This is a genomic window from Thiorhodovibrio frisius (genome assembly GCF_033954835.1).
GTDB classification, from domain to species: domain Bacteria; phylum Pseudomonadota; class Gammaproteobacteria; order Chromatiales; family Chromatiaceae; genus Thiorhodovibrio; species Thiorhodovibrio frisius.
In genome coordinates this window covers 4,486,663-4,513,200 of sequence record NZ_CP121471.1, presented here as the reverse complement: position 1 = coordinate 4,513,200, position 26,538 = coordinate 4,486,663, and the positions used below count along the sequence as shown (strand labels likewise).

Below are 26,538 nucleotides of genomic sequence, written 5' to 3'. Positions count from 1 at the left end.
CAACAGCCAAATGGTCAGCATCCATTTGACCCGCCACCAGTCAGCGGCTAGACTTCCGCTCCACCTGCAAAACCAGACCGCACAATCAGGGCGCGTAGCTCAGTGGGAGAGCACTGCCTTCACACGGCAGGGGTCGCTGGTTCGAAACCAGCCGCGCCCACCAAAGCCCCTTCTAAATCAGCCGCTTGAGGGTCAGCCTCAGCGGCTTTTTTATTGCCGTTTGCCAATGTGGGGCGAAAGTGGGACAAACGCTCCACGGCCTCTCGCACATTCCTTGATGACAAATGCGCATACCGCATAGTCACCGTGATCGACGAATGCCGCAGCAACTCGCAGACCACCCGGATATCCACCCCATCTTGCACCAGCCAGGCGGCACAGGTGTGGCGCATGTCGTGCGGGTGGAAGTCCTCGATCCCAGCCTTCTCGCACGCGGTCTTGAATCCCTTCTTGATCTCCCCCAACCGCTCTCCCGCGCGGTTGGCGAACACCCAGGGCGATTGCGGACAATGCGTCTCGCGGAATTCCCGCCGGCTGTTAAGCGCCGCTAGGGCCTCCGCGTTGAGCGGCACGCTACCATGCTTGCCGTTCTTCTGATCCTTGTCCGTGAGGTAGACCATCTCCTGGTCAAAATCCACCCGGTCCCAGGACAGCCCCAACAGCTCACCTTTGCGCATCCCGGTGTTTAGACCCAGCCGGATAAAATCCGGCAAGTAGTTCCGCACCCCGGCCGCCGCCGCCATCAGACGCTCCGCCTCCTCGTGACGAATCCAGCGAATCCGCCCCTCCGGTGGGCGCAGCCGCATGTGCTGTACCGGATTCGGCACCTCCCACTGCAAGCGTCGACGGGCATAATTCAGCGCCGCCGAGAGCAGATTCAGTTCCTTGTTCACCGTCGCCGGCCCCACGCCCTGCGCGCGCCGATGATCGATGTACGCCTGAATATCCGCCGTTCCCAACCGGTTCAACGTCCGCCCTTGGAAGAACGGCGTCAGCCGCTTGGCCGCATACAGATCGCGCTGATGCGCCCGCTTCTCGGTCGACGGGCCTTGCAGATACATCAGCATCAACTCGTCGTAGGAGCGCTCCGGTGCCTCCTCCCACATCGTCTGCCGGTGCGCCGCGAGCTTCCACTTCGCCAGCAGCGCCTCGGCCTCCTTGCGGTTTACAGTCCGAGTAGAGCGTTTAACGCGTCGCCCGCTGGCATCGCTGTAGTCCGCGTACCAGAATTTGCTGTTCGGTTTCTTAAAGAGCCCTTGTGCTTGTTTTGGCATGCACTTTCTCCTGTTGTCGGAGCCAGCGCACCCTGATTCATGCGCCCTCCATTCTCCGCGTCCCTGGTGCGTTGGGCAACAAATTCTCGCACGGCGGCCGAGGGCACCATCACCCGACCACCCACCCGTGCCACCGGCAGCTCGCCCCGCGCGATCAGCCGTCGCACGGTTGAGTCTGAAACGCCGCCGAGCTGGTGGCGCACTGCTGGTAGGTCCCACAGCAAGGGATCAGTCGCTTCCGCCATGGTTGTGCCCCTCCGTGCCGCCAACCGCCGCTTGCACGGCCTTCAGCCGCACCAGCGGGCTCGCGTTCCTCGACACCCCTGGCTGCGTCTCGACCAACCCAGCGCCCTGCAATGCGGTCAAGGCTCGGCGCTTGGCATTGCGCTCCACCCCAAAACGGGCCACCAGCCCATTGGAGAGCTTCACCCAAGCATCCCCAACCATGCCCGCGCGAAACCACAACGCCAGCCCGACATGCAACGCCTTACCTGGCAACCGGGCCGCACGTTCCAACCAATTGAGCGGAATCGGCCCTTTCACAAAGGGCTCGCCCGCCTGATGCCTCGGCACCCCGGATCGGCCCACCGTTCCTCCGTCGCCCTTTGTCACCCTGTGAGGGCGAGCTCTCAAGCAGGCGAGTTCAACCTGGCGCTCATCGACACCCATCTTCCGTTCCTCCATGATGAAGACCCTTAATAAGAATAAAGAGATAAGAGACCCTGGTGCGCACCGATGAGCAGTTCACCGCTCACCCATGCGCACCGGGTGCTCACGGATGCGACACGACTCCGGCCGTCAGTCGGTCGGTTCCAATACCGACGCTGGGACCGATTCCGCCTTGGGCTCGGCCTCAATCTCCGCCAGCAGCCCAAGCACCCGCTCCCACATCGCCACGCCGCGTTCGTCCTGGTACCGTTGCGGATGGCGCACCACCTCCGCATCGGTGCGCAGCACAAAGCCATCCAGCACGATCCGGCTGGCCTCCGCCATCAGCGCCTGGGCCTGGGCGATGGTGTCGTCCAGCGCGCCCAAGGGGGCCTCAATCAGCACCGCGTCATGCACCGGCGCGCAGAGCCGAATGCCGGCCTCCGTGATCAGGCAGCACGCCAACCGCAACATCTCGGCCCCGTTCGCCTGCATCGGAAAGTTCCGCAGCGAGCGCGGATTTGGGTCTAAACCCACACCGATATGCCAGCCGAACACCGTCCATAGCTCGCCTTCAAGCATGGCGTAGTCCAGCGCCGCGTCCGACCAGTGCCAGAAGGTGCGATAGGTCTGCCGATGCAACATCAGCAACTCCCGCGCCTTCGCCACCGGTTGCCCAATGCGCTCCGCCAGCGCTGCCTCGCCCATGCCGTACTGCACCGCGAGCACGCAAGCCTTGAACAGATCCCGCTCGCGCTTATGGCTCTGCTTGGTCGCACCCGCCGGCACCGCGCCGGCCTGCTTGGCGAAAGCCAGGTAGGGATCGCCCGAGGCATAGGCGGCCCGCATCAGCGGATCGTCAGACAAGGCCGCCGCGATGCCGAACTCCTGCTGGCACCAGTCGACGTAGGCCACACCCCGGCCGGGTGGCGGTTGAATCAGCCCCCGCAGCCAGGCCGCCGTGCCGAAGATGAACTTGCTATTGCTCGGCTGATTGCGCCCAGTGCGCGCCCGGAACGCCGACAGCAAGCACCGGTTCCGGCCGTCATCGCCGACGGCAAGGTCGTGCAGTCGCAGCTGGGAAAGCGTCTTGCGCAGCTCCCACAAAGGAGCGACTTGCGGGTACAGCACACTCATCGCCTTGAAGGTGTTGTCATCCAACTTCACCGTCCCCGACGGGCTGTAAGGCCAGGCAATCTCTTCGCGCACCAACCACTCCTCGAACCGCTGGCGTTTGAAGGTGCTCCCCTCAAAGACGCCATAATCGCGGTCCACGGACGCGATCAGCCGTGCCGGCAGCACCGACCAGTGCGTGCGCAACCGCTCGAGCGTCTCAACATCAATCGGCACGCCGCAGTGCTCCATGTGCGCCGCCGCCTTCATCGAACGTCCGCGCAGCAGGGCGCGCGGCCAATCCAGCGTCTCGCGCATCGGCACCATGAGCCGCTCCAGCGCTGCCACGTCGGACTCGCAATAGTCCAGCAACGCTTCGCGCTCGTCCGTCGTCCAGGGGCCGCCTCGTATCGCCAGCTCGCGCATGGAGTTCTTTTCCACCGCCTCGATGCTATCCAGCCCGAACCAGGCCAGCGCGCCGACCAGCCCGCTGCCCATTGGTAACGACTGCCCATTGGTCAGGCAGCGGAACTCGGGGAACAAGTCGAGCACATGGGTTGGCAGCGGCCACCCCAGCGCGAGGTGGCAGCCCATCTCCGCGCTGGCGTAGTAGGCAACGAACAACACATCCTCGCCCACTGGGTAGGGCGGCGCGGCCATGCCGGCCAGTTCGTCTTCCCAAACCCGCATAAGCTGCCCCGAAAAGAGTTCCCGAGCCACCAGGCAAACGACCCTCGGCCGTTCGCCCGGAGGCGCGGAGAACTCGAAATCGACGAGCCAGATCTCGCCAAAGTTCGGTTCTCCGCTCATGGTCACAGCTCCCCGTTCAGGCGACGAATCACCGGGTGGTCCAGGTTGTCGATGACCCGCCCCTTGAACGCGATCTCGAGCAGCTGCCCCATGGAGAGGTCGGCCGGCCACTCCGGCTCAGATAGGTTCCCGGTCGCCTCATACACGTCGTAGGCACCCAGCGACATGTTGGCCTGCACCCGCACCCAACGGGTCTTGGCCAACTCGGCCGCTTCAAGGGCGCTGGCGTTCCAGTCATCGTGGCGGCCATCTTCGCTTGGCAGGCGAATCGGCCAGAGTGACAGATTTCCCTGCCGATCAATGGTCGTGACCAGCACCTTCGGGGTCAGCTCTTGCGGCAACTCCGGCCACAAGTTTGGGTGGACCAGATAGGACTCGCGCTCCTCCTTCAGGTCTACCACTGGCGTTTCCATCCAGAACGCCTGGTCCGGATGCGTGCGCACATAAGCCTGCTTGTTTGGCTTGCGGACCGGCGCGATCAGCAGCTTCTTCTTGGCTCCCGAAACTGCACCGAAGTTTTGGTGCAGGCGGAAGGATTCGGGGTTGAAGGGCGAGGGCGAAGCGTTGGGGGCTTCGAGTTTTGAGTTACCTGGATCGGATGACAGGTTTTCCGGCATTCCCTGCGAGCAGTCGGGTGCCGGCGCGCCTGCCGGATTCTCTTCGATTGTGGCGCTCGCCTGATTATCGTCATCGAGGACTTGATTGCTGATTGCCAATGCGGCCATGGAGTTTCACCTGTGCCTGCCGGACGCGGATTGCGGCGGCTTCAGGTTCTCCATGATCAGCAGGCGAAAAGGCGAAACAACATGGCTGCCACCGCGCCTCCGGTGAGTCCAGGCCAGGGGGCTCCCGCGCCATCGTGCCCATCAAAAAAGGCGCAAAGGCGCAGCAAGCCGCAATTGGCCTCGGTTACGACTGAAATTGTCCATCAAATCAGACCCTTAAAAGGGGCGCGGCAACGAAAAGCAAAAAGGCGCAATTTTGGAGCGCTTTTTTTTTGGGCAGGCCAGAGACAGAAACCCGCTAGCGGCGAGGCCGGCGCACGATCCGCTCAATTCTGGAGGCCGTTATTCCGTCAGGATTGAGGTCCTTGTTGTTTGCTAAAGCCTCACAAATTTTTTCCTTAAGTGGCTTCGGTGCCCCCGTGCTCGCCATTTTTGCAATCCCGGCTCGCCACGCATCCGCAAACGCTTCTTGGATACGATCATCTCGCGCTTTGGTTTCAGCCTTTTTTTCTGCGCGAGACCTTGTCTGGCTACTCGGTTTTAGACTAACCAGTCCCCTCAACGCCTCCGGACAGTCCTTGACGAGACCCTGGATACCGTGCAAGTTAGGCACCCAATCAGGTTGGTTGTGGTGATATAGGGGTTCGTCGAAGTGGTCACGGTGGGCCTGGACTAACGCAGCCTCCAAGTCATCAGAATAGACAAACAGATCTGGTGGCACTCTAGAGAGCGCTTCATACTCGGAGTCGGCTTGAGCAGCGAACTCCAACAAGTTCCGGAGTACGGAAACGGTTTTCCTTACGGCCCCACCGCTCTCCTGCCATTGGTACACATATAGATAGAATTCCTCAGCACCAGGAGGGGCAGTCGCCATTGGTTCCGTTGTCAGCCAGCGCAAAGTCGATACCGTCCACGAGGTAATACGGGTAACCAAGCGCAGAGCAACGGGGATATTCTGTGCGGGCTTAGGTGCAAACTCACCCATCAGCCAAGCCCCCTGTCCACCTCGCAAAAGCCGCTCTTTCTCGTACCTTGACCTTCATGTCTTTCTCGAAAGCTCTCGAATTGGCGAGTCGCCCAATCGAACTCCAACCTTGTCCACAAAGCCCTTATGAAGAAATTTGGGACACATCAAGTCTAAGTGGGAGTGTAGTCCAACGGAGCGCTGCCCGAAAGCGCCCCACATAGGCACAAGCCCCCAAGGACTCGGCTAGCCGGGAAAGAGAGCTAGTGGTAGGGAGGTCAGCCGACCGAGGGGCGACAGCAAGATCGTCGAGCCCACAAGTACGATCAACAACGAAAGGGATCGGGTCCAACCTGAAACGCCGCTACCCCGACCAATCGGGCAACGATTGCAGGCCCCCTGCGCCTTTCAGCTGATTAACTCGACGTTGTCCGACGCCGCCGCAGAAGTTACCTAAACCTGGTTCAGGGGCGAGAGCCTAGACTTCAGGGCACCCGTTCGAGCGAATCGTCTGTCAAACCACAGCGTCCCAGACTTGCCGGGCATCGAGCTGAAAGGATCAAAAACCAACGAAACAACAAGCGCGACGGCATGCCTCAACGTGCCGAAATTAAATTTAGTTACCCCTCAGCCATCGCCCGAAGCTCAGCGTCCGACAGCTCCTTGAGCATGCGTCCCGCTGGCAGTTGACGTTGTTTGTCAGGATACAGACCGCAGAACTCAGCCAACCGATGACAAGCCGAGATCATAGCCCCCGGATCGGACTGCTCACGCGCAACCTCGAAGGCTTCCATGAAGCCCATCGCCACTGAGTCATGTGTCACTGAAAGCCGTCGAGCCACGGCCTCACGCTTACGCTGCACAGCACGGGCAACGTCAGGATTCGCCAGTAGGTCAGAACCCGTCTGTCTGGCGCAACTAGCGGCATACCCAGCTCTCCTTGCAGCCGCCGCACCGTTGCCATCAACGAGATACTCATCAATAAAGCGCTTCCTTCGACCATTCACGATTGCCAACTCCATTCCTGAATGACTGTCCTTAATGATACCCGATTCCTAGGCCCGAAGCCCCGCGTACGGAAAACCATACGAGACGCTTCACACTGACTCCACAACCGCATAGGAGAGCAACTCATGTCACCGGACGAACCCAAACTCCATCTCATCAAGAACGAACGCTATCTCGAAGGCCAAGTCAAAGACATCAAAGCCCAGCTCGAGCAGCAGAAAGTGATCAACGCAGACTATGCCTACCGTATCGATCTGCTGGAGAGCTACCTGCAGGTCTTGGTTGAACGAATGCCAGGGCTCACCCAAGCAGAACGCGACTTCGGGCCTGAGTTTGGCCCACGCGTTATCCGCTTATGAGTTGTGCGTGAAGCGCTAGGCGCGGTTTTCCGCACCTAGCACTTCGACTCGGACTTGAACAACTTGTAAGTGTTTGCACTCATGCAGGAAATTGCGCTCCATACTTAGCGAGGAACCGGACGACTTTCTCGTAGGCAGCAGTAATACTCTCTGCCTTGATCTGATGCTGTTCCGGCATGTTCACCGAGTAGGGATGTGGCGGCACGAACGTCATGTCGAGGGTGACCGGAGTCTTGCCTCCAGAACAGACTCTCAAGACACACCGGTATTCAATCAAGTCATTGGCCCTTGGCACAACGCCAATGATGGTTTCCTGGGTTTCGAGTATTTCTTCATACTTTGGCATGGCTAAGTCTCAGGACCCAGGGAACGCCTTTCGCTCGGCGAGTAAAGGTTTAGTTGCTAAGTTATCCACAGATGGAACGTTCGTCGCACATGATCGAGACCTTAGGTTAGAGATACTGTGGCGCGTCCACCGCCTTGTTTCAAGTTCGTATTCAAGTTCTAGTGTCTGCCAGGAGATGTGTCAGGGATTGATATCCCATAAGCTGAAAGTTTCGCACGACTCCTTGATGCATGGAGTGCTAGACTTGAGTCACTTTAGATGGCTCCTACACGAGTAGCAACGAGTAACATCGTGGAACGTTTCGTCTCGCCACCACTAAATGCGCTGGGCAATCTCCGTCAACCGCTGACAGAGGGGGAACGTTTGGTTCTAGACTTTTTTCTACAGAACCTTCCGGAAAAGTGGGAAATATACATTCAGCCGCATCTTAATGGCCTACGTCCCGATTTCGTTCTCCTTAATCCGGATATTGGGATCGCAGTCTACGAGATTAAGGATTGGTCGCTCCATGCGATGGAGTACAAGGTCATTCCTCGGGTGGGAAGATCTCCGGAGCTTGTTGCCCACAAAGATGGAAAGTGGTTTTCGCTTCAGCATCAAAATCCAGTTGATAAGGTACTCATCTATCAGCAAGAAATCCTAGATCTTTATTGCCCCCGCCTCAACAGCAAAAAAGCCATTGCTGCCGTAACGGCTGGTGTGATCATGCCGTTTTCGAGTCAAGCGCAGGTCGACCAGCTTTTCGAGCCCGTCTTGTCCTACCACAAGTTGAATGATCCCAACGTCGCAAGTTACCACCCCCTTGTAGGTCGAGACACGCTTGAGAAGGCTGGGATCAGTAGAGTTTTTCCGGAGGCAAAACGCAGCTGGTCGGCACTCATGAGCGCTGATGTCGCAAAGGATCTACGACATTGGCTGGTCGAGCCGGATTTCGCTGCGACACAAAGGCTTCCTCTGGAACTTGATGAGAATCAGAAACGGCTCTCAAAGACACGGTCAGCATCTGGCTATCGCCGCATTAAAGGCCCAGCAGGCTCTGGTAAGTCGCTGGTCCTCGCGGCAAGAACAGCGGAACTCTTGTCACAGGGTAAACATGTTCTCGTCGTAACCTTCAATCTCACGCTGCTCAATTACCTTCAGGACCTCACTGTTCGTTGTCCTGAATACCAGGGGCGTTCTCGAACAGAGGCAACATGGCTGAATTTTCATGCTTGGTGCAAGCGGGTTTGTATCCATTCAGGTTTCCAAGAGGAGTACGACGCACTCTGGAAATCCGGAGACCTTAACCAAGTCCTCACAAACTCGCTGCCAGCGCTCGTTGATAAAGCGTTGAACGAGAACAGCGCAGGAGTAGAGCATTTCGACGCAGTTCTGGTTGACGAAGGCCAAGACTTCCAGCTCAACTGGTGGAACTTGCTTCGTCGAGTCTGCTTGCCAGACGGGGAGATGTGGCTTTCAGCAGATACAAGTCAAGACGTCTATGGTACGGCAAGTGCCTGGACCGAGGAGGCGATGAATCATTCAGGCTTCGTCGGCCGTTGGGCGCGCCTTGGGCTGAGTTACCGATTACCCCCTGTTGCCTTGAGATATGCCGCAGACTTCGCGCAACGGTACCTGCCACACCAATTGCTTGATCTCCCGGATAACATACCTGACGTTAACGACGAGCTTGACTTTTACCCCTGTCAGCTTCGATGGGTGCAAGTTAAATCTGAGCATGCAGCGGCCCAGTGCATCGAGGAGTTCCGTGCGCTATTTCCCAAAGCCGAGCCCGATGTTCTTGCGATTACGGATGTTGTTTTCCTCTGTGATTCAAAACAGTTCGGTTACAACTTTGTCTGCAAGATTGGCATGAAAGGCGTGAAGTGCACGCACACTTTCACCAAGTTGCCAGAAGAATGGAAAATTGAGCGTCAGCGGAAGCAGTATTTCTTTATGGGAGCGGAGAAAATCAAGGCAACGACACTGCATAGTTTCAAGGGCTGGGAGTCACGGGCTCTGGTAATATTCGTTGATAGTCAACAGGGTCCGCAAGCTGCCACATTACTCTATACCGGGCTTACTCGTTTAAAGCGGCATGTGTCAGGAAGTTTTTTGACGGTCGTTTGTGCGGACCAGCAGTATCGTGATTACGGAGTGACCTGGCCTGAGTACTTAGATCTAACGGTCGAGCAGAGCTAAACTCGATGGTATTTTGATTTTTTTTTATTGAACCTCAGGAGTCGGCAACTAGAAAAGCAATTAACGAAATTCGAAATTTAATACTGCCCCGGCAAAAGTGCCGTCTTTTTGTAGGATATATTCAACTGATAACTGATCTCTCGGAATGTTATATTTTTCATGTTTTTTCTCAAGCAGGTTTTGCGATACCCCGCGAGCTTCAGTAGTCATATTGAGGTGACTGAATACCGATTCGTACAACGCGCCAAGGCATCTTAGGGCTATAAAATGATCATGTTTAGCTGCCCGGTGCAGAAGATCCAGACCGCGAATATGGTTTTTCTCTACACCTCTTCCCTCCAGATGCATCTTCCCCAGTAAAACGGTCGCATCTACGTAACCGAGGTCGGATGATTGTCGAATGGACTCGCGAGCAGTATCAAAGTCTCTTTCGAGATAATAATGTGCGCCTAACTGAAAGTTAAAATATCCCAGTCTTTGACTCGTTTGTTCGTTCTGGAGTTCTTTTTCGGCGAGTCTTTTCAACCAAACCAGGGCTTCTTCTTTGTCCTGGCTAACATCTCTCCCGAAGTAGAAAGACTTCCAAAGAAAAGCTTGGGCATCAGGATGTCCCTGTTTCGCCGCTTTCCGATGCCATTCAATAGCGCGCCTTAGGCAATCTTGGTCTGTCGATATCGAGGCTAGCTCCCGAAAGATTGGCAATGTTTTGAAGCCGCCTGCTAGTAAATAATACTCCGCAAGTTTGTATTGCGCCTCACGATGCCCTAACTGTGCCGAGCGAAGATAAGTGCTTCGAACACAGCCTGCGTAGTAAAAATTATATTGTTGTGCGAAGTGCCGCGTGTGTGTTTGGTATCTTTCGTTTTTCCAGAATTCAGCGCATTGAAAATAATCTTCTGAGACTGCTTCCTTACTATTTGGTTCTGTCTTATTCAGTAACGCACGAAGTTGCAAAGCACTAATGTTTGAGAAAGCCGTTGCGCAGACTTGTGATGTTGCAAATTTACTCGATTGTTCGTTTTCTAGGTGAGTAGTTTTCGTTACCTTGTTTAGATAGCCAACGTCATGTGAATTTTGACCAAGTGCAAGAACCAAATCACCCTTCGAGAATGCTTCTTTGCCGTATCGTTCCAATACCCAAGACCTCATAGAAAGACTCTCAATAATCAAGGAATTTGCTATTAATCCCCTGGGATTCCATTTTTCGGCGAATGTCTTCAGAATATCTAAATTCCAGGGAATACTTAGGTTTTCAGATAATAAAGAAAAATCGAGTTTCGCAGCGTATTGAACGACAAAATTCTTCGTCCAAGGAAGTGCTGGATTCTTAGAAAGTTCAGTCCAGTCCCAATTATCTTGGAAATCAGAGACAATTTGCTCTGTCCAAGGCAAGTCTGGATTACTAGAAAGCCAACTCCAATCCCAGTTGTCTAGATATCTTTTAATAAGGTCGGCATTCCATGGCAAGCCAGGATTGGCAGATAAGCCATGGGGGTGTCCTGCGTTAAGAAGAGTGGTGCTCATTTAATATTCACCAATCCCATCGATCATCGAATTTTGCTATCAAGTCCGTAGTCCACTTCACAGACGGATTGCCTGACAATGCATACATGTCTAAGTGGTTTTCGTAAAGAGCTATCAGATCCTCTTGCCATGGCAATGCGGTATTTCCGCAAAGCGAGCTCCAATCCCAGCAGGCTTTGTAACGCTCAATAAGTGCGGCAGTCCATGGTAACGATTGATTCCCGGAAAGGGTTTGCCAGTCCCAGAGTTCAGAAAACCGTGAGATTAATGAATCGCTCCAAGGCAGGTTTCTATTGTCGGAAAGCGCCTCCCAGTCCCAAAGCTCGGAAAACTGTGAAATTAGGGATTCGTCCCATGGCAGGTGTTCATTCTCGGAAAGTGCTGACCAATCCAGTTTCTTTTGATATTTTTTCAGCAAATTGGCCGACCAATCGACATTCGGGTTGCCGCTGATAAATGGCCAATAAACACGGTCGATATGTCGATCAAGCAGACTTTCCGACCAGACGATATGTTTATTTAACGCCAAGGCAGCCCAATCCCATCGATCTTTGTACTCGGACAGAAGGGATTCGCTCAGGGGTGCGTACAAGGAAGCAGCAATTGTAAAGCGGCGGGGCACTTGTTCAAATACGCGGGTCAGTAATGACATGGCCTCGCGTTCACGTCGGGCGGCGAGTCCGGTCTCGAAAGACTTGCTGCAGTTGGGCTCAAGCTCGGGATAGAGCGTTTCGACCAGTTCGCAGAGTAGATGGCGAAAGTCGGAGTCGACCTCAAAGGCTTCGTTGAGCTTGGTATCCTTCGCAAGGTCTGAAAGAAAATGTTGAACCAGGCTGTATCCTTCAGACGATGTGGTGGAAAGTTCCCTGAGCGCACACCATGACCTGACAGCCCGCTCAAGAACTTCCTGTGCCGGTCGTCGGTCAGCTAAGCCGAGCATTGTCTTCGCAAGTTGAGCAAGTAGAATTGGGGTCTCAATCGGTCGGTCAGCAATCAGTGCCTGGTAGGTAGTCGAATACTGGCCGAGGATTTCGCTTAAGCCTTGTCCAAGGTTTTTCTCGGCTGCCAGTAGCTTTGGCAAGGCATTTGGGAGTTGCGGAGTGCGTTCCCAGTAACTCGCGAAGTAAAGATCAGAGACCCAGCCAATGGCGAGGCAGCTCCAGGTGATCAAGGGCGTTTGGATGTCCGCGTAATCCTCAGCCTCCAGTTCGAAGGCTGGGAGTGTGATATCGGCGAGATTCACCCCGGCGGCTTGCAAGGCAGTCTCTTGTTCGATGCGCTTGAGATTCTTGGCTCGGATGCCTCCGAAGCGTTGATCAGCGTCTTCGGGCGAGTCGGCAAGCCCCGCGCTGATGAGCGTGTCGCGGGCCGCCTTCCACTGCGTGGCTCGCCGCCTTGCGGATGTTTCCAGTTCGGTGCGAATATTGAACTGAAGAACCGTGTCGTAACGATACTGAGAATCGGCTGGTCCCCATGCGGCCAAATTCAGCGAGAGGGACTCGCCGTTCGATAGAGCCTGCATCTCAAGGACCAGTGTTGGTTCGGACTGGAGGCGCGCATGCAATGCCTTAATGGATGCAGCCCCCTGAAAATCCCCATCGCGCCAAGCACCGTCGAGTAACTCAACCGGGCGTTCCGAGCTATTGAAGCCATAGTATTCGGTGACAAAGGCGCGTAGAGCCGGCCTCAGGGAACCTTCCAGATCGAACAGCAAATGCTTGGGCGGGGAAATTAAAACCCGCAGCGGAACTGGGCCGCTCCCGACTGCCGTTTTCAGAATCTGGGAAGGGAACAAGCGCAGCGGCCAGTGATCCAGAACCTTCTGGTTTTCCTGCAGGTCCAGCGCGCTTTGTCGTTGTTGTGCTGCGAGTTCCCAGTCATGCGCGCGGCTTTCTGCGGCTTGGTGTCGCTCCTCCTCGCATCTGGCGCGAAACAGCTCGCGGTCAAAACTCTGCTGTAACAGGGATTGTTCGTGCCGCTCGCCCTGTTTGCGTCGCCCCTGGAACTTGCCACTCATGTTGGCGGCAAAATTCACCAGAGCCATGAGGCTAAAAAGCTCCATCAGCCAACCTGCCGAGCGCCCACAACATCCATCAACCGTCCATAATCCGTCACCACGTCATACCTCACTGCTTTACTCCCAACCTGCCGGGCCAGCTCGGCGAAGAACTTCCGCGCGCAGTCGATCTTGGTGCTCTCAATGCCGCGTAGTGCCAGACTCGACATGCTGCCCTTGGTCTCGGCGACGAAGTAGATGTGCTTGACCTGGCCTTCATCGAAGGCGATGGCCCAGTCGGGGTTGTAGTCTCCAACCGGCGTTGGGATTAGGAAGCCGCGTGGGAGTTTGGCGTAGACAGTGACCTCCTGTGCGGTCTCCAGCGCTTGGACGAACGCGCGCTCGACCTCGGAGTCGGGCATCACATAATCGTAGATATGGCGCTTGAGCTTCTCGGTGGCGCGGGAGAAGTCGTTGCCGGTCTGCCCGGCGGTGAAGATGTCGGTGTCGTAGTGCTCGTTGATGGCGTCGTAGGTGAGGCGCTCGATCATCACCGTGGCCTTCTGCTCGCGGATCAGGCGCGTGGCCTCGGTGATGAATTGCTCCGGATTCTGGCGATATTGGGCGAAGACGGATGGCTCGATGTCATTGAGAATCCGCGCGACCGTCTGGCGCGTCAGGTCGGCGGCTTCGGCAATCTTGCCGAGCAGATCATAGGCAATGGAGGAGTGAGCGCTCTCACCGGTTTCGGTGAGGCTCTCACCGACCTTGAACGAGCGGCCTTCGCGCAGGTCGTCGTCGGTCATGCCCTCGATTTGGGTGCCGCGTTGAATCAGATACTTGATGGGCGTGACGCGCAGGTCTTTGTTGAGGGTGGGTACGCTTTTGCGGATCAGCTCCTCGGTGTCGAAGTCCACCCGGTAGACGGCTTTCTGGTTGATGCGCCGCCAGAGTTCCTGGAAGGCGCGCTTGTCGAAGTTCTGGTTCAGCGGGTTGGTACTTGGCTTGCGGGCATCGCCTGGCATGGGCAGGCTGGCACCGCTGAAGACGCTGTCAACCAGGCCCAGCACGGGCTCGGCATAGGGCTGCAAGCTTGCTGGCAGCTCGGCCAGGGTGCCGGCGGCGCGGGCTTGGTGGTAGGGCTCGGCGATGTGATCGTCGTTATCGACATAGCCGTGGCGGATCAAATAGCGGTGCAGCTCGCGCGCCAACTCCGCTGTCATCTCGACCGGTCCCGCGTCGGTGGCGAGTTGTTTGCCGGTGAAATAAGCCTCGGTCGCCTGGCGCGGTCGGGCACTCAGCCCATCGGCGATTTCCTGTTGCAGACCGGAGACGAAGTCGCGGTAGCTCTCGCTCGCCACCACCGTCAGCACATTGATGCGATGCACCTCGGCCGGATGGTCGACCCGCTCCCCTTGTTGATCCACCGCGATGCGCAGGCCACGCCCAACTTCCTGTCGCCGCGAGATGCTGCTATCGCTCTGCTTGAGCATGCACATCACAAACACATTCGGGTTATCCCAGCCCTCACGCAGCGCGGAATGCGAAAAGATAAAGCGCGTCGGCTCCCTGAACGACAGCAGCAGTTCCTTTTTCGTCAAGATCAGATCATAGGCGGTCACATCGTCAGACAGGCCCTTGTCCGTCCCGCGCTTAGCCACGTTCGGGTCCGCCAGGCGGCCTTTCTTGTCGATGGCGAAATAGCCATTGTGGGTTTCGCTGGCGGCGATGCTTTTCAGGTACTGGTGGTAGCTCGGGTTGTCGAAGTCGAACCGCCCCAGCGCCTCCGCCTTCAGTTGCTCGTACTCGTCCTCGAACAGGCGCGCATACTCACCTTTCTCATCCGGCTGGCTGTAATCCCGATACTTGGCCACCTCATCGATGAAGAACAGCGACAGCACCTTGATGCCCTTGGCAAAAAGCTGCTCCTCGCGCTGCAAGTGGGCGCGGATGGTCTCGCGAATCTGCAAGCGGCGGATGTCGCCCTCGGTCACATCGCCTATCGCCTCGCCGAGCCCCAGCACCACGCCATTGCTGAACTCCAGCGTGCCGCTGCGGGCGTCGATCTGAGTGACGCTGAAGCCCTGATATTGATCTAGCTCGCGCGACAGGGCAAAGAGATTGGCTCCGCGCTCCAGCCGCCGGGGCTGGCGGCGAATCTGGCCTGACTTCATGCGCACTTCCATATCGACGCGCGCCACCGGAGCCGCGTCTTTCGACACCTCGATATCGTTCAGATGCAGATAGGCGCTCACCCCCTCAATGCCGCGCACCTGAATGCCCGAGACCTGGATCTTCTTCACCAGCTTCTGCTGGTAGGCATCCACCGCGTCGAGCCGATGCACCTTGTTGTGCTCGCTCTTGTGGGTGGCGGAGTAGCGCAGCACCATCAGGGCCTGGAACTGGGGCAGCGCTTTCTTGGTCGCCGGTCCCTCCATCTTCTGCGGCTCATCCAGAATCAGAATCGGGCGGTTGCGCGCGATCACGTCAATTGGCTTACGCGATTGGAAGTCATCCAGCTCATCATAGATGCGCCGGTTCTCTTTGCCGGTCGAGGCGAACGCCTGGACGTTGATCACCATCACATTGATGCCGGCGTCGCTCGAAAAGCTCTCGATCTCATGCAGGCGCTTGGAGTTGTAGGTGAAAAACCGCGCCTTGCGGTGGTAGGTCTGGGCGAAGTGCTCGGCGGTCATCGCCAATGACTTCTGCACCCCCTCGCGAATCGCAATGCTGGGCACCATGATGATGAACTTCGACCAGCCGTATTCTTCGTACAGCTCGAAGATGGTCTTCAAGTAGACGTAGGTCTTGCCGGTGCCGGTCTCCATCTCGATGTCGAGGTTGATCTTGCCGCCCGCGCTCGGGACCAGCCGGTCGGACAGGATCAGGTTCTGGCGCTTCTGCACCGCCCGGATGTTTTCCAGCACATCCACCGTCTGCGCGATCTCGGCGTTGCGAAAGCCCTCGGTGCTCAGCTGCAGCTGATCCAGGCGACCGGGGTCGATGCGATAGCGCGCTGGGTCTGCCTTCGGCTGACCACGAAAGCAGTCCACCACCGCCTGAACGGCTTCGGTCTGGTAGGGTTGGACTTTGAATTTGATCTTCATATCAGTCGCTTGCTCGACGATGTCTCCGGCGCTCCCAGACTGCGCGACTGGACCGTAGCCATTGACCTAAGCTGCCTCGCGGATCTGGATGTCACAGTGGAGCCCCGCCGTTGCTGCCATTGCGATCAAGGCATCGACATCGAAGGCGTTCACTTGTCCATTGATTAACTCGGCAATGCGAGGTGGCGTGACGCCGAAATGCTTGGCGGCTTCGGCCTGGCTGAGCCCTTGGCGAGCGATGTACTTCTGCAATGCCATCATCAAGCCAGAGCGTACCTTCATCATTTCTGCATTTTTCGGCGTGTCCTCGATCGCGTCCCAAACGCTGTCGAATTGATGCATGTTCATCCTTTCAGTTCCCGTCCTATTGATCCCGTTGTGAACGCAAATGGCGATCAACATCGCTCGGCGTTTCAAAGAGTCATCGACTTGGCGCTAACGTTTCAAATTGAATCGGTTGCATGGTCTGGTTTACCAAAGTCGTTGCACCCCGAATTGATCGAAGAGCTTTTCGTTGCTAACCAAGGCCATACCCTCGATCTGCGCCTGCGCGATAAGCATCCGATCGAATGGATCGCGATGATCGCTCTGTAATAGCCCTGATCGGCGGGCGTGCTCGATACTAATTGGGAGTGGTGTAAACAACTGTTCCGAGAGAATCTCGGGCAGCCGTTCCGCCACTTCGACAGCCTGTGGCAACTTGCCGATGCGAACCTTGGTTGCAATTTCCCAAGCAGAGGCAGCACTGACCCAAACCGGGTTTGCCTCGTCACCCATGGCCGCGCGTGCGCTGACCGAAAGTTGTTCATCGCCATCAAGCCACCAAAGCAACGCATGGGTATCCAGTAAGAGCCGCACGCATCAGCCCTCCCAAGCCTGCAATTCGCTCTTTGGCAGGGGGTCGAAAAACCGCTCATCGACACGGGCGCGACCAGCCAGCGCGCCAAAACGGCGTCCCACTCTGGATTGAGTGACGGCACTGAGACGGGCAACGGGCACTCCCGCTTCGGCGATCAAAATCTCCTCGCCCTGACAGGCCCTTTCAATGAGGCTGGAAAGCTGAACCTCTGCTTCGCGGATGCTGATTTGCGACATGATGATTGGCTCTCTGAGTGGTATGGCTAGCGCGGGTTCGGCAGTGACCATCCGCCGTTGGATTTGATCATCCAACTACAGTGACTTTACTTCGGTGCCTGGCGAAAGCTGGCGGAAGATCTGCACCACATTGGTCCGGGTGGCGTCGGTGGCATAGCCGGTATCGCGGAAGACAGCGCGCAGCGGCTGATGGGTGGCGAGTTGTTTGACCAGCTCCTCGGTCACATTGTCATCGAAGCAGGCAAGCAGATCATAGGGAGGCTCGTTGACGAAAAAGACCCGGCGACCCTGAACGGTCTCCTCGCGTATCGGCAACGTCAGATCGACGCCCCAGTCGACCAGCACCTGAAACAGCAGGTCTTCGGGCGTGCGGTCGGGTTTGATGTTGGCGACCTGGCCGAGGAGGTCGCGCTGGTCGGTTTGGTCGGGGGTGTAGTAGACATCCGCCATGTTGGAGGTGTCGACTTTGAGGACGCGGAAGCCACTCCGTTCAGGTGTACTTTCGTCATTAACCGTTTGGAGTTTTCTTAAAGCGCGGCGTAGACGTTCTTTGCCAATGTCGGCTATAACGTTCAGCCCAAATTTTATTGCATTTTTCCCTGATGGCTTCGACTCATCCACAGGTTCGGCAATTTGGACCGTTATAAAGCTTACATTATTTGTTTTTAGGCAAGCATGAGCTAACGAACAAGAGCCAGCAAAAAAATCAAGAACGATGCTATTGCGATCTTTATAGCAACCAAAATTTAGCAATCTTTCCATGAAGCTCGTCGGTTTTGGATAGTCAAAAATTTTCTTTCCATCGAATAGCTCCATCATTTCAGTTGTGCCATCTTTTGTTGTGCCTGCATCTAAAAGGATTGAGCTAGGTGTTTTTGTATCGCCCTTTTTGATCCGTTCATGATAGAATAGTTTTTTCTTCGGCGCTGAATCGTCAGTTTTGCCAAATTTAATTCTCCCATCCAAGAAAAGCCTTTCGTATTCACGTGGATTCATAGCCCAACTTCTGCCATTTGGTGGCCAGAATTCCTCTCCTGTTTTTGGGTTTCTTATTGGATATTGGGTGTCACCCCCTGGTTTATTCGCATCAATTGGAACGAGTTTCCAAGGTCCACGGGTGTCATTATCGGGGTTTTCGTAGTCATTTGGATCCAATGGTTCACCAAAAAAGACCAATTGCTCTCGGTCTCTTGCATATACTAACGTATGATTATGATTCAGCGAAATTTCTTGATCATTTGAGATTGATGTTCTTGATTGCCAGATTATGTTTCCGACGAAGTTTTCCTCTCCAAATATTTCAGAACAAATCTTTTGAAGGCTCGCAACTTCACCATCATCGATAGAAATGAAAATAACCCCATCGTAACTAAGGAGGTTTCGAGCGAGTTTCAGTCTCGGGTAAATCATTGTCAGCCAATCTGAATGAAACCGCCCGTTTGTTTCTGTGTTTGCAACCAATCTGCTTCCCGAGTTATCTGTTTGGTTCGATTTTGCAAGGTATTGCCGATTGTTCTCAATAAAGTTGTCGTCATATATGAATTCAGAACCGGTGTTGTAAGGTGGGTCAATATAAATCATTTTGACCTTGCCCAAGTAGGTCTCCTGAAGAAGTTTCAGGGCTTCCAAGTTGTCTCCTTCTATGAACAAATTTTTTGCGGTAAAAAAATTTTCACTTTCGTCAAGACAAGGTCTAAGCGTTTTTGCAATTGGCGCGCTGGCTATAAACAAAGCTTCCCGTTTCCCCGGCCAATCGAGGTGATAGCGCTCCTGCGGTCCCTCCACCAGCTCGTCGGACAACTCTTGCCGCAGCAGATCAAAATCCACCGCCAGCCGGAGCTGCCCATCCTCCCCGCGCGCTTCAGTCACGCAGCCGGGGAACAACTCGCGCAGCTTGGCGATGTTGTTCTGGGTGAGGTCGGGGCTGTGCATCTTGAGCTTATCCATCCATCGAATCTCGGTGTTCTAGCCAGTGGGGCCGTTGAGTTGGTGTAGTTGGCGCACCGCGTCGCGCAGCTCGGCATTGATGGCGACCCGGCGGTTGAATTGTGGCTCGCGTCGCAGTCGCGCTTGCAGGCGGTCGATGGCGCGCTGTTGCGCGGCAATGGCCTGGGTGCGGTCGATCCGCGCCGGCAGGCTGTCCTCCGCATCGGCGGCCACCGGCAGCAGGGGTGAGAGCAGCTGCTCGTAGAGCTTGTCCATGGAGGTCGCGACCGGCAAGGGCGCGCGTTCGGTCTCCAGCGGCCGCCAGTCGGAGTGGAAATGCTCGCTGATGACCCACTTGTGCTTGTCAGCCTCGCTCGGGCGCTTGTGCGCGGCCGCAACCAGCAGACGCTCGCCGCAGGTCAGCTCGAAAATCAGCGGGAAGGGGATGGCCTGGTCAATGGCACGCAAAATCTTGGTATCGACACTTGGCTCGCGCAGTTGCAGGTGGAAGACCTGAATCTCCGGCACCTGCGGGCTGGGGTTCAGGTTCAGGGTGGCGGGCGCGAGCTTGTGCGCCCAGCGGATGTGGTCAACCAAGGCGACGAAGCGGCGTTTCAGCGCAGCCGTGGCGCTGGCATGTTGGTAGATCTTGTTCTTGGGGATGACGCGCCCGAACCGGGTGGCGGGCGGGTAGGCGAAGCAGGGGTTCATCTGTCGGCGTCCCTGATCGGCGTCACAGCACCACGATGAAGGCGATCAGCTCGAAGTCTTCGAGCCCGGCGATGCGGTTGACCAGGGCGCTGGTCTGACCGCCGCTGAACAGGCTGTCGATGTCCTGCTCGTCCTTTACCTCGATCATGGAGCGGATGGCGTCGGTGAGCAGCTCGGAGTAGCGGCGCATGTCGCGGCCATCTTGGGTGCCTTGGTTGAACAGGTCGCACAGGTCCGCGACGGGCTGATCGCGGCCCTTGCAGCCAGTGCGGATCAGATCGAGCAGGCGCTTGACCTGGGTGTGATCCGCGATCAGCCCGCCCTGGTGGTCAATATACACCAGATAATGCGGGTGCAGCCGGTTCTGCTGGTCGATGTTGACGCTGTCATGGATGTTGCGCAGCAGGAAGATGACCCCGGGGTGCAGCCCGCGCGCAACATCGGCCGGGATCACGGCATGCAGCCCCTTGGGCGCGTTGTCCAGCTCGCCATGGGCTTTCACGTAGTGGAGCAGGTCCATGCGAAAGTCGTTGAGGCCAAGGTCGGTGATGGAGACGCCGGTCTTCACGTCTTCCAGCTCGATCACCTCGTCCTGCAGGCGCTGCAGCTGTTCCTTCCGGTAGGCGATATCGTTGCTTTTGGCGGTGAGCACATTGTCATCGCCGGTGGCGGCGACATCGGCGATCACCATGCGATTTTCGACCCGCTCCTTGAGGTTGATGTACTCATCGAGCGTGATGTCCGGCCAGAAGTTGGTCAACTGAATGCGCGCATTGGGCGAGCCGATGCGGTCGATACGCCCGAAGCGCTGGATGATGCGCACCGGGTTCCAGTGGATGTCGTAGTTGATCAGGGTGTCGCAGTCTTGCAGGTTTTGCCCCTCGGAGATGCAGTCGGTGCCGATCAGCACGTCCAGCTCGGCCGGATCGTCGGGCAGGATCAGCGCCTTGTCCTTGGCGCGCGGCGCGAACAGCGTCAGCACCGATTGCACGTCATAGCCGGCCTTGCGCCCGGTTTTCAGGGTGGTCTTGGGCGCGCCGGTGCCGGTGATGCGCCCGCTCTCCAGTCCGCGTTCCTGCCGCAACACCGGGGCGAGGTGCGCGAACAGGTAATTCGCGGTATCGGCAAAGGCGGTGAAGATCAGCACCTTGCGGTTGCCCGGGTTGATCGGCTGGTCGAGCTTGTCGAGCACCACCTGCTTGAGCTGCTGCAGCTTGCTGTCGTCCTCGGGCGCGACCCGGTCCATGGATGCCAGCAGGCCATCGATCAGCACCAGATCGCCGCGCAGGTCATGCTGCCAGGCGAGCAAGTCCATGTCGGCGAGGCTAATTTGCACCCGGTTGCCGACGGTGAACTCCTCGAGTCCGGCCAGCTCTTCGTCTTCCAGTTCCTCGTCATTGAAGCTCGGGCTGAAGCTGGCCGGCACACTGCCGCCGCCGTTGGCCTCGAAGGTTTCAATCGCCTTCAGGGTGTTGCTGAGATTGTTGCTCAATTGGCGCAAGGTCAGCCGGAAGGCTTCCACCGAGCTTTCCAGCCGCTTGAGCAGGTTAGTGGTCATCAGCGCCTGCAGGCTGCGCTCGCGGTCCACTTGCCGCAGGGGCGCGCCGCCGCTGGCCGGGTCGGTGTCGTAGAGCGCCTCGTACTTGGCCAGCCGCGAGGGCAAAACATAGCTGATGGGGGCGTAGATCGCGAGCTTGAGCGCCGAGAGCTGGGTGAAAATCTCGTTGAAGTCCATCACGTCGCGGCGGTGCGTGAGCGGACAATGGTAGGACTTCGGCTTCAGTCGCTCGGGGAAGGAGCCGATGTCGCGGGTGTCGTAGAAGGTCTCGATATGACGTCGGGAGCGGGCGATGGTCACCGCATCGAGCAGCTCGAAGAACTCAAAATCCAACGCCCGCAGAATGCTGGCCGGTGTGCGCTGCTCCGGGGCGAGCAGGCTCCAGCTGTTGAAGGCCTTTTGTGCCTGACGGAAGATCTCCTCCACGCTGCTGTCGCTGCGCAAGTGCCGGCTGAGCTGGTCGGACTGGCCTTCGTAGGCCAGCGCTAGCTGATTGCGCAGGTCGGTGAAGCGGTTGTTCACCGGGGTGGCGGAGAGCATCAGCACCTTGGTCTTCACGCCTTCGCGGATGACCTGATTCATCAACCTCTGGTAGCGCGTCTCCCGATCCTTAAAGGCATCGTTGTTGCGGAAGTTGTGCGACTCGTCGATCACGACCAAGTCGTAGTTGCCCCAGTTGATCTTGTTCAGCGGGATGCCGAAGGACTCCCCTTGGGTGCGCGAGAGGTCCGTGTGGCACAGCACGTCGTAGTTGAAGCGATCCGCCGCGAACAGATTCGTTTTGAGATTGGCGTTGTAGTTCAGCCAATTGTCGGCCAGCTTCTTCGGGCACAACACCAGCACAGAGCGGTTGCGCAACTCGTAATACTTGATGACCGCAAGCGCGGTGAAGGTCTTGCCGAGCCCGACACTGTCAGCCAGGATGCAGCCGTTGTAGGTCTCAAGCTTGTTGATGATGCCGGTGGCCGCATCACGCTGGAAGTTAAACAGCTTCTGCCAAACCTGGGTTTCCTGATACCCCGTGCGGTCGTTCGGTAGCACGTCCTCGTCAACATCGTCCAGGAACTCCCGGAAGATGTGATACAGCATCAGGAAGTAAATCCGCTCCGCCGGGTTTTCCTGGTAGACGGACTCGATATGATGGCAAATCGCCTCGGTGACATCCTCCACCTGCGCCGGGTCGTCCCAAATCTGCCCGAACAACTGCAGATAGGTCTGGGTATGAACCGGCTCATCCAGCCGGTTCACGAAATTGGAGACCGCGTTGCCTTTCTGGTACCCCAGGTCAGTCAGGGTAAACCCGCTCAAAGGCATGTAGACCGCAGCCCCGCCACCGCCCGACGCAGCGCCTCCGAGATGCGCAAACCCCTGCATCGGAGCCTGCGTCCGGTTCGACTTAAAACGCGCCCGCTGCCGAATCCAGTCCGCACACTCCCGCGCAATCGCCCGTTGAGTTAGCTGATTGCGCAGATGAATCTCAAACTCCGTCCCGTACAGACTGGTCTCACGCCCAAGCTTTGGGATATAAAACTCCCGCCGCTCCTTCTTCAGTCGATCCGTCACCTCAGAGGCCACAAAGGTCGGCGCGGTAAAAATGAACTCCAACCGCTCGACCGTGGAAAGCTCCGCCTTCAGAGTCTCGAAGGCATAGATCGAAAAACACGACGCCGCCACCCGCAGCCGCGATCCCGGCCGCAGGCTTTCCTTGAGATCATCGCCAAACAGGGCGTTGGTGTTGTCGAGGAGTTTCATTATGCGCCAACGGGGGCAATAATGAATTGCCGCCAATGCGAACCAAAGTATCTAGAGAGTGAATTAGTCAGGAACGCAAACTTTCAATCTTTAGTTACTGTATAGAATAATTTTCTATCCGTAAATTGTAACTTGAAACTCACCGAATTGGTTTGCGAACGTAAAATCGACAAGTTAACATTGAGAGTCAATTTTTTTCTATTGCGCTAAGTTGCTGATCTATATATTTTATTTACATTATCTGCGGGATTGATTTTGAAACGTTCTCAGATTCTCTACTAGATCATTTAATCTCCGTTTGTCTACAACATAATTTATCATCAGATCTCCCATATTCCATGCCTCAGAAAAGGCTTCATCATCAGTCCACAGATACTTTGTTGCTAATAATTCCTTCAGGACAATGTCGCCGTCTTTGAGCAAGATCTCGTATGACTTAAGTGAGTCTTCCAAAACCTCAAGTGTTCTCTTGCTGTTTTTGATCGTGCTGTTCATCGACGTTGATAGTGAAGCTATTTTTTGCTGCTCCAATTTTAACCTCATTAAATATCTAGAAAGCATAATGGTATAATTTGGTATTTGAAAGTCTCTTACAGATGGGTCACGCATTGTCTCAAAAACTTTAAAAAGTGATCTTTCATCAAGTGTGCCATCGTCAATACGGAGAAGTAATCTGTCAAGATACAGCGAAAATAGAAGGGGGATTAAGGGATTGTCGGGCTCGGCCAGAATAGCATAATTAAAAAAATTCTTATGGTTCTTAATGAAATGCGGGTTTTCATCATAGAGCACGCTTGTGGCATAAATAAATGCGGGAAGGGTTCGTCGGATTTCTGACTTGCGAGCCATTTTTATTGCAGCGTTTGCGTATTCCTTGGCCTCGACATAATCATTTGAAACAAACTCAAGGAGAGAAAGCAATGAAATTGTTTTTATTAGCCTCTCCGGACTCGAGCTTTCACGACCTAAAAAGCGTACGGCAGTGACGGGAGTCAGAATGAGAAGAGGATAGGTCGTTTTACCACTTTTTTTTGACTTATAAGGCAGCATCCGTAACAGCTCAGTTGCGTCATTAATGATGACCTTATTATATGGAGAGAAAATTGGCAGATCATCATCGATCTCGTCGAGCAATCGTAAAGCCTTCCTGTATTGAGAAGGGCCTGACCCATTGAGGGGAAGTGGAAGGGTTGGCATTTGCTGGCTATGTTCTTGGAGCTTGTTGTACTGGTATTCATTGACCGCACTGCTTAACGAATAATCGAAAATTAATTCGGTACTAAATGTTAATGCAGCAGTTAATACTGCGGTACCTCCGATAACACCAAAGCCGCCCGACGCTATTGAGCCCGCGCCGAGTAGGGCTAAGCCGGCCTTGGTTGCAACAATACCGGACAATCCCATTGTCTGGCCAATCCAGGTTCCAATGCTTATGACTAAGGGGCTTGCAGTACCACCGGAAAAGTATATGAAAGCCCCCGCGATTAACGCAGCCAGTGCGGCGAGAACCCAACTTACACCGGCTGATTCTTGATAAAAAGCTTCGAAAGTAGCGTACTCCTTGGCAGATTGGGCTGTATCAGGCAAAAGCATCATAAGAATAGTTATGGTGACCAGAGCTTTCATAACAACTCCGCCAACATGTCAATTTGCTCGACCTGGCTTTGTTGGGAGCCGAATATTAACTGAATACCTCTTTTGTCAGCTTCTTTTTGAAGCATCCTGATGTATTGTTGATCATTCGGCAGGTTAGTGATAGTGAAAACCGGTATAACGCTTGAGTTTTGTTCTTTATATTTCACTAGTGTATCCATGTCGGCACGGACAGCATCCATATTTATTTTTCCTGAAGCAGATCGGCTTTTTGCTTCAATCGCGAAGACTTTGCCTGACTTTTCTAAAACGACGTCTATGTCGGTATCACTCCTCCTTAGTCCATCATTAAATTTTTTGCCTATTTCAACCACTTTAAATCCCTTCTTGGCCGCATTATCAGCAATTAATAGCTCATTTAAGAATCCAAATGAGTGGGGCGGAGCGCCCATTATTTTTCTGAGGTTTGATGAAAACCCACGTGTACCCGACAATCTTAAGAACATACCTTCCGCAGTGGCGCGGTCAATAACTCCATTTTTTACTGCAATTCGCAAATATGTATCTTCAATAACTTCCGAAGGGCTTCCAGCGAGTATCTTGCCAATTTTTTGTACTCCACCTGGTTTCCTTGCCAGAATGGCGAGGCGGATGATTTCCTTATCAGGCAAAACATCTGCATGTTTGGAAATTGCATAAAGGGATTTAATAATGGGGCCAACATAGGAGTTTGTTGGCGGCGAGAACAAAAATAAAACTAAGATAACTAAGAAGATGCGTTTTGAAAGCATTTCGTATACTCTAAGTTGCATATGAAAAAAACCAGTCTAAAAGATTGCTTTTCTGATAATTGATCTAAGTCTGGGCAGGGTCGATATGACCAGCGGCTTAAAGCAGTCAAGATAGCATTTTATTCATGGAGAAGGAGGGGGATGTTTATTGATTCAATGCTTAGGTTTTCTCGCTTCATCGGCGAATCGACTAATCTGCCCGCAAGAACGCAAACGGACGAAAAGACGATGCTCTCCCGGCGATGTCGCTGACATTAAGGATTAAGGAGGCAAGCAGATAAGCGCCAACAACAACATTCAGACCGGGGACTGCGAGAGCCGAGAACAAGGTCACATACTTGGCAGCCTTCAGCCCGAGCGTCTTGATCGTCATGTCGCGAAACTGCTCGAAAGCCATCTCTCCGCTGCGATACCGACGCCATAACTCAAACACGATGATCCCGGAGGAGGCGACGACCAATACGGGGAAGTGATCCCACAGCGAGGGATCATTCTGGAACTCCAGCATCCGGTCGACGAAGTCCTCCACCCGCATCGTCAGATCATCATTGGACTGGCCGGAGGAGGGCAGATCCATCTTCTCCGCCAGTTCATCGGTGACGAGAATCTCTGTGTCAGGATTAGCGGCCATCCAGGCGTTGATCGCGCCTGGGTCGTCGGTGGCTTTCAGCTGCAGTGACCAGCTCTCTCCCGATGAACGGTCCAACATCTGCACATCGACGGCGCGGTGGTTGGTGTCGGGATAGAGCGCCGCGAAGACCGAGTCCCCGTCCTCGTTCTCAAGGCGCTGGAACTCCATCTCATGCAGGATGCCCTTGGTATTGTTCACCAGCCCGGCAATTTGATCTTCGTCATAACCAGCAAGCCTTGCGCTGGTCTCCTCGACCGATAGCTCCGCCCACTCTGGAGAAGACCGGCGCAAGGCCGCGAGCACCGCCAAATCTTGGTCGTTGAGAGAGGCGGACGGCTCGAAGGCAACCTTTGCCAGCGACGCAAGAACCGCCGCCTCGTCAAAACGCCGGGAGATGTGCTTGACCGCAATCACAGGCCGCTC

At 55.4% G+C, this 26,538-nt stretch carries 22 protein-coding genes and 1 tRNA gene; 3 read left to right on the top strand and 20 right to left on the bottom strand.

Features of this window, described 5'->3' with window-relative positions; all coding sequences use genetic code 11:
* Window positions 1-88 precede the first annotated feature (88 nt).
* Window positions 89-163 (top strand) — tRNA-Val (locus Thiofri_RS20665).
* Here the strand turns inward: Thiofri_RS20665 and Thiofri_RS20660 are convergent.
* The 7 genes from Thiofri_RS20660 to Thiofri_RS20635 all read right to left on the bottom strand — a co-directional run bounded on the left by Thiofri_RS20660 (window position 120) and on the right by Thiofri_RS20635 (window position 6,556).
* The gene (locus tag Thiofri_RS20660; RefSeq protein WP_456129297.1) at window positions 120-1,061 is read right to left on the bottom strand and encodes a tyrosine-type recombinase/integrase; all 942 of its coding nucleotides are present in this window, start codon (window positions 1,059-1,061) and stop codon (window positions 120-122) included. The genes Thiofri_RS20665 and Thiofri_RS20660 overlap by 44 nt on opposite strands.
* Window positions 1,062-1,165: 104 nt before the next feature.
* Entirely contained in the window at window positions 1,166-1,519 is a 354-nt protein-coding gene (locus tag Thiofri_RS24885) for a helix-turn-helix domain-containing protein (RefSeq protein ID WP_083848444.1), read from the bottom strand.
* Window positions 1,503-1,862, bottom strand: coding sequence for a hypothetical protein (locus Thiofri_RS20655; RefSeq protein WP_143741854.1), 360 nt, complete (start codon window positions 1,860-1,862; stop codon window positions 1,503-1,505). The genes Thiofri_RS24885 and Thiofri_RS20655 overlap by 17 nt, the downstream gene beginning before the upstream one ends.
* 210 nt (window positions 1,863-2,072) lie before the next feature.
* Entirely contained in the window at window positions 2,073-3,845 is a 1,773-nt protein-coding gene (locus Thiofri_RS20650; protein WP_009148031.1) for a DNA polymerase, read from the bottom strand.
* 2 nt (window positions 3,846-3,847) lie between these two features.
* Entirely contained in the window at window positions 3,848-4,570 is a 723-nt protein-coding gene (locus Thiofri_RS20645; protein ID WP_009148030.1) for a hypothetical protein, read from the bottom strand.
* A gap of 298 nt (window positions 4,571-4,868) precedes the next feature.
* A complete protein-coding gene (locus Thiofri_RS20640; protein ID WP_009148029.1) occupies window positions 4,869-5,555 on the bottom strand; it encodes a hypothetical protein in 687 nt (228 codons plus the stop codon).
* Between the two features lie 599 nt (window positions 5,556-6,154).
* Window positions 6,155-6,556, bottom strand: coding sequence for a terminase small subunit (locus Thiofri_RS20635; RefSeq protein ID WP_009148028.1), 402 nt, complete (start codon window positions 6,554-6,556; stop codon window positions 6,155-6,157).
* A 111-nt stretch (window positions 6,557-6,667) separates the two neighbouring features.
* On the opposite strand from Thiofri_RS20635, the gene Thiofri_RS20630 reads away from it, so the two are divergent.
* Window positions 6,668-6,901 (top strand): hypothetical protein, encoded by a 234-nt coding sequence (locus Thiofri_RS20630; RefSeq protein WP_009148027.1) that lies wholly within the window; start codon window positions 6,668-6,670, stop codon window positions 6,899-6,901.
* A gap of 79 nt (window positions 6,902-6,980) precedes the next feature.
* On the opposite strand, the gene Thiofri_RS20625 is transcribed toward Thiofri_RS20630, so the two are convergent.
* Window positions 6,981-7,247 carry a hypothetical protein gene (locus Thiofri_RS20625; protein WP_009148026.1) on the bottom strand — a complete coding sequence of 89 codons (267 nt, stop codon included), beginning with the start codon at window positions 7,245-7,247 and terminating at the stop codon, window positions 6,981-6,983.
* A gap of 291 nt (window positions 7,248-7,538) precedes the next feature.
* Here Thiofri_RS20625 and Thiofri_RS20620 point away from each other — a divergent pair, with 291 nt between their 5' ends.
* A complete protein-coding gene (locus Thiofri_RS20620; protein ID WP_040856235.1) occupies window positions 7,539-9,428 on the top strand; it encodes a DEAD/DEAH box helicase in 1,890 nt (629 codons plus the stop codon).
* A gap of 60 nt (window positions 9,429-9,488) precedes the next feature.
* Here the strand turns inward: Thiofri_RS20620 and Thiofri_RS20615 are convergent, their stop codons facing one another.
* From Thiofri_RS20615 to Thiofri_RS20560, 12 genes are all read right to left on the bottom strand, one after another.
* On the bottom strand, window positions 9,489-10,952 hold the full coding sequence (locus tag Thiofri_RS20615; protein WP_009148024.1) for a tetratricopeptide repeat protein: 1,464 nt from the start codon (window positions 10,950-10,952) through the stop codon (window positions 9,489-9,491).
* Between the two features lie 7 nt (window positions 10,953-10,959).
* Window positions 10,960-13,014, bottom strand: coding sequence for a hypothetical protein (locus tag Thiofri_RS20610; RefSeq protein WP_009148023.1), 2,055 nt, complete (start codon window positions 13,012-13,014; stop codon window positions 10,960-10,962).
* Complete coding sequence (locus Thiofri_RS20605) at window positions 13,014-16,058, bottom strand: type III restriction-modification system endonuclease (RefSeq protein WP_009148022.1); 3,045 nt, start codon at window positions 16,056-16,058, stop codon at window positions 13,014-13,016. The genes Thiofri_RS20610 and Thiofri_RS20605 overlap by 1 nt, the downstream gene beginning before the upstream one ends.
* Window positions 16,059-16,124: 66 nt before the next feature.
* Window positions 16,125-16,406, bottom strand: coding sequence for a helix-turn-helix domain-containing protein (locus Thiofri_RS20600; RefSeq protein ID WP_040856232.1), 282 nt, complete (start codon window positions 16,404-16,406; stop codon window positions 16,125-16,127).
* Window positions 16,407-16,529: 123 nt separating this feature from the next.
* Window positions 16,530-16,916, bottom strand: coding sequence for a type II toxin-antitoxin system VapC family toxin (locus Thiofri_RS20595; RefSeq protein WP_009148020.1), 387 nt, complete (start codon window positions 16,914-16,916; stop codon window positions 16,530-16,532).
* Window positions 16,917-16,919: 3 nt separating this feature from the next.
* Entirely contained in the window at window positions 16,920-17,153 is a 234-nt protein-coding gene (locus tag Thiofri_RS20590; protein WP_009148019.1) for a type II toxin-antitoxin system Phd/YefM family antitoxin, read from the bottom strand.
* Window positions 17,154-17,228: 75 nt separating this feature from the next.
* A complete protein-coding gene (locus Thiofri_RS20585; protein ID WP_009148018.1) occupies window positions 17,229-19,100 on the bottom strand; it encodes a site-specific DNA-methyltransferase in 1,872 nt (623 codons plus the stop codon).
* Between the two features lie 18 nt (window positions 19,101-19,118).
* Window positions 19,119-19,790: a DUF4391 domain-containing protein gene (locus tag Thiofri_RS20580; RefSeq protein WP_009148017.1), complete on the bottom strand. Its 672-nt coding sequence runs from the start codon at window positions 19,788-19,790 to the stop codon at window positions 19,119-19,121.
* A gap of 22 nt (window positions 19,791-19,812) precedes the next feature.
* Window positions 19,813-23,100 (bottom strand): helicase-related protein, encoded by a 3,288-nt coding sequence (locus tag Thiofri_RS20575; RefSeq protein WP_009148016.1) that lies wholly within the window; start codon window positions 23,098-23,100, stop codon window positions 19,813-19,815.
* A gap of 237 nt (window positions 23,101-23,337) precedes the next feature.
* A complete protein-coding gene (locus Thiofri_RS20570) occupies window positions 23,338-24,726 on the bottom strand; it encodes a hypothetical protein (protein WP_009148015.1) in 1,389 nt (462 codons plus the stop codon).
* Complete coding sequence (locus Thiofri_RS20565; protein ID WP_009148014.1) at window positions 24,723-25,484, bottom strand: hypothetical protein; 762 nt, start codon at window positions 25,482-25,484, stop codon at window positions 24,723-24,725. The genes Thiofri_RS20570 and Thiofri_RS20565 overlap by 4 nt, the downstream gene beginning before the upstream one ends.
* A gap of 190 nt (window positions 25,485-25,674) precedes the next feature.
* Window positions 25,675-26,529 carry a hypothetical protein gene (locus tag Thiofri_RS20560; RefSeq protein ID WP_009148013.1) on the bottom strand — a complete coding sequence of 285 codons (855 nt, stop codon included), beginning with the start codon at window positions 26,527-26,529 and terminating at the stop codon, window positions 25,675-25,677.
* Window positions 26,530-26,538: the final 9 nt, after the last annotated feature.

What these genes read in the sequence shown, in the direction of transcription:
- Thiofri_RS20585 (WP_009148018.1), bottom strand. Translation starts at nt 19,100, where the DNA reads ATGGATAAGCTCAAGATGCACAGCCCCGACCTCACCCAGAACAACATC.
- Thiofri_RS20600 (WP_040856232.1), bottom strand. Translation starts at nt 16,406, where the DNA reads ATGAACATGCATCAATTCGACAGCGTTTGGGACGCGATCGAGGACACG.
- Thiofri_RS20565 (WP_009148014.1), bottom strand. Translation starts at nt 25,484, where the DNA reads ATGCTTTCAAAACGCATCTTCTTAGTTATCTTAGTTTTATTTTTGTTC.
- Thiofri_RS20615 (WP_009148024.1), bottom strand. Translation starts at nt 10,952, where the DNA reads ATGAGCACCACTCTTCTTAACGCAGGACACCCCCATGGCTTATCTGCC.
- Thiofri_RS20660 (WP_456129297.1), bottom strand. Translation starts at nt 1,061, where the DNA reads ATGTATCTGCAAGGCCCGTCGACCGAGAAGCGGGCGCATCAGCGCGAT.
- Thiofri_RS20650 (WP_009148031.1), bottom strand. Translation starts at nt 3,845, where the DNA reads ATGAGCGGAGAACCGAACTTTGGCGAGATCTGGCTCGTCGATTTCGAG.
- Thiofri_RS20645 (WP_009148030.1), bottom strand. Translation starts at nt 4,570, where the DNA reads ATGGCCGCATTGGCAATCAGCAATCAAGTCCTCGATGACGATAATCAG.
- Thiofri_RS20570 (WP_009148015.1), bottom strand. Translation starts at nt 24,726, where the DNA reads ATGAAAGCTCTGGTCACCATAACTATTCTTATGATGCTTTTGCCTGAT.
- Thiofri_RS20575 (WP_009148016.1), bottom strand. Translation starts at nt 23,100, where the DNA reads ATGAAACTCCTCGACAACACCAACGCCCTGTTTGGCGATGATCTCAAG.
- Thiofri_RS20625 (WP_009148026.1), bottom strand. Translation starts at nt 7,247, where the DNA reads ATGCCAAAGTATGAAGAAATACTCGAAACCCAGGAAACCATCATTGGC.
- Thiofri_RS20635 (WP_009148028.1), bottom strand. Translation starts at nt 6,556, where the DNA reads ATGGAGTTGGCAATCGTGAATGGTCGAAGGAAGCGCTTTATTGATGAG.
- Thiofri_RS20640 (WP_009148029.1), bottom strand. Translation starts at nt 5,555, where the DNA reads ATGGGTGAGTTTGCACCTAAGCCCGCACAGAATATCCCCGTTGCTCTG.
- Thiofri_RS20590 (WP_009148019.1), bottom strand. Translation starts at nt 17,153, where the DNA reads ATGTCGCAAATCAGCATCCGCGAAGCAGAGGTTCAGCTTTCCAGCCTC.
- Thiofri_RS20580 (WP_009148017.1), bottom strand. Translation starts at nt 19,790, where the DNA reads ATGAACCCCTGCTTCGCCTACCCGCCCGCCACCCGGTTCGGGCGCGTC.
- Thiofri_RS20630 (WP_009148027.1), top strand. Translation starts at nt 6,668, where the DNA reads ATGTCACCGGACGAACCCAAACTCCATCTCATCAAGAACGAACGCTAT.
- Thiofri_RS20605 (WP_009148022.1), bottom strand. Translation starts at nt 16,058, where the DNA reads ATGAAGATCAAATTCAAAGTCCAACCCTACCAGACCGAAGCCGTTCAG.
- Thiofri_RS24885 (WP_083848444.1), bottom strand. Translation starts at nt 1,519, where the DNA reads ATGGCGGAAGCGACTGATCCCTTGCTGTGGGACCTACCAGCAGTGCGC.
- Thiofri_RS20610 (WP_009148023.1), bottom strand. Translation starts at nt 13,014, where the DNA reads ATGGAGCTTTTTAGCCTCATGGCTCTGGTGAATTTTGCCGCCAACATG.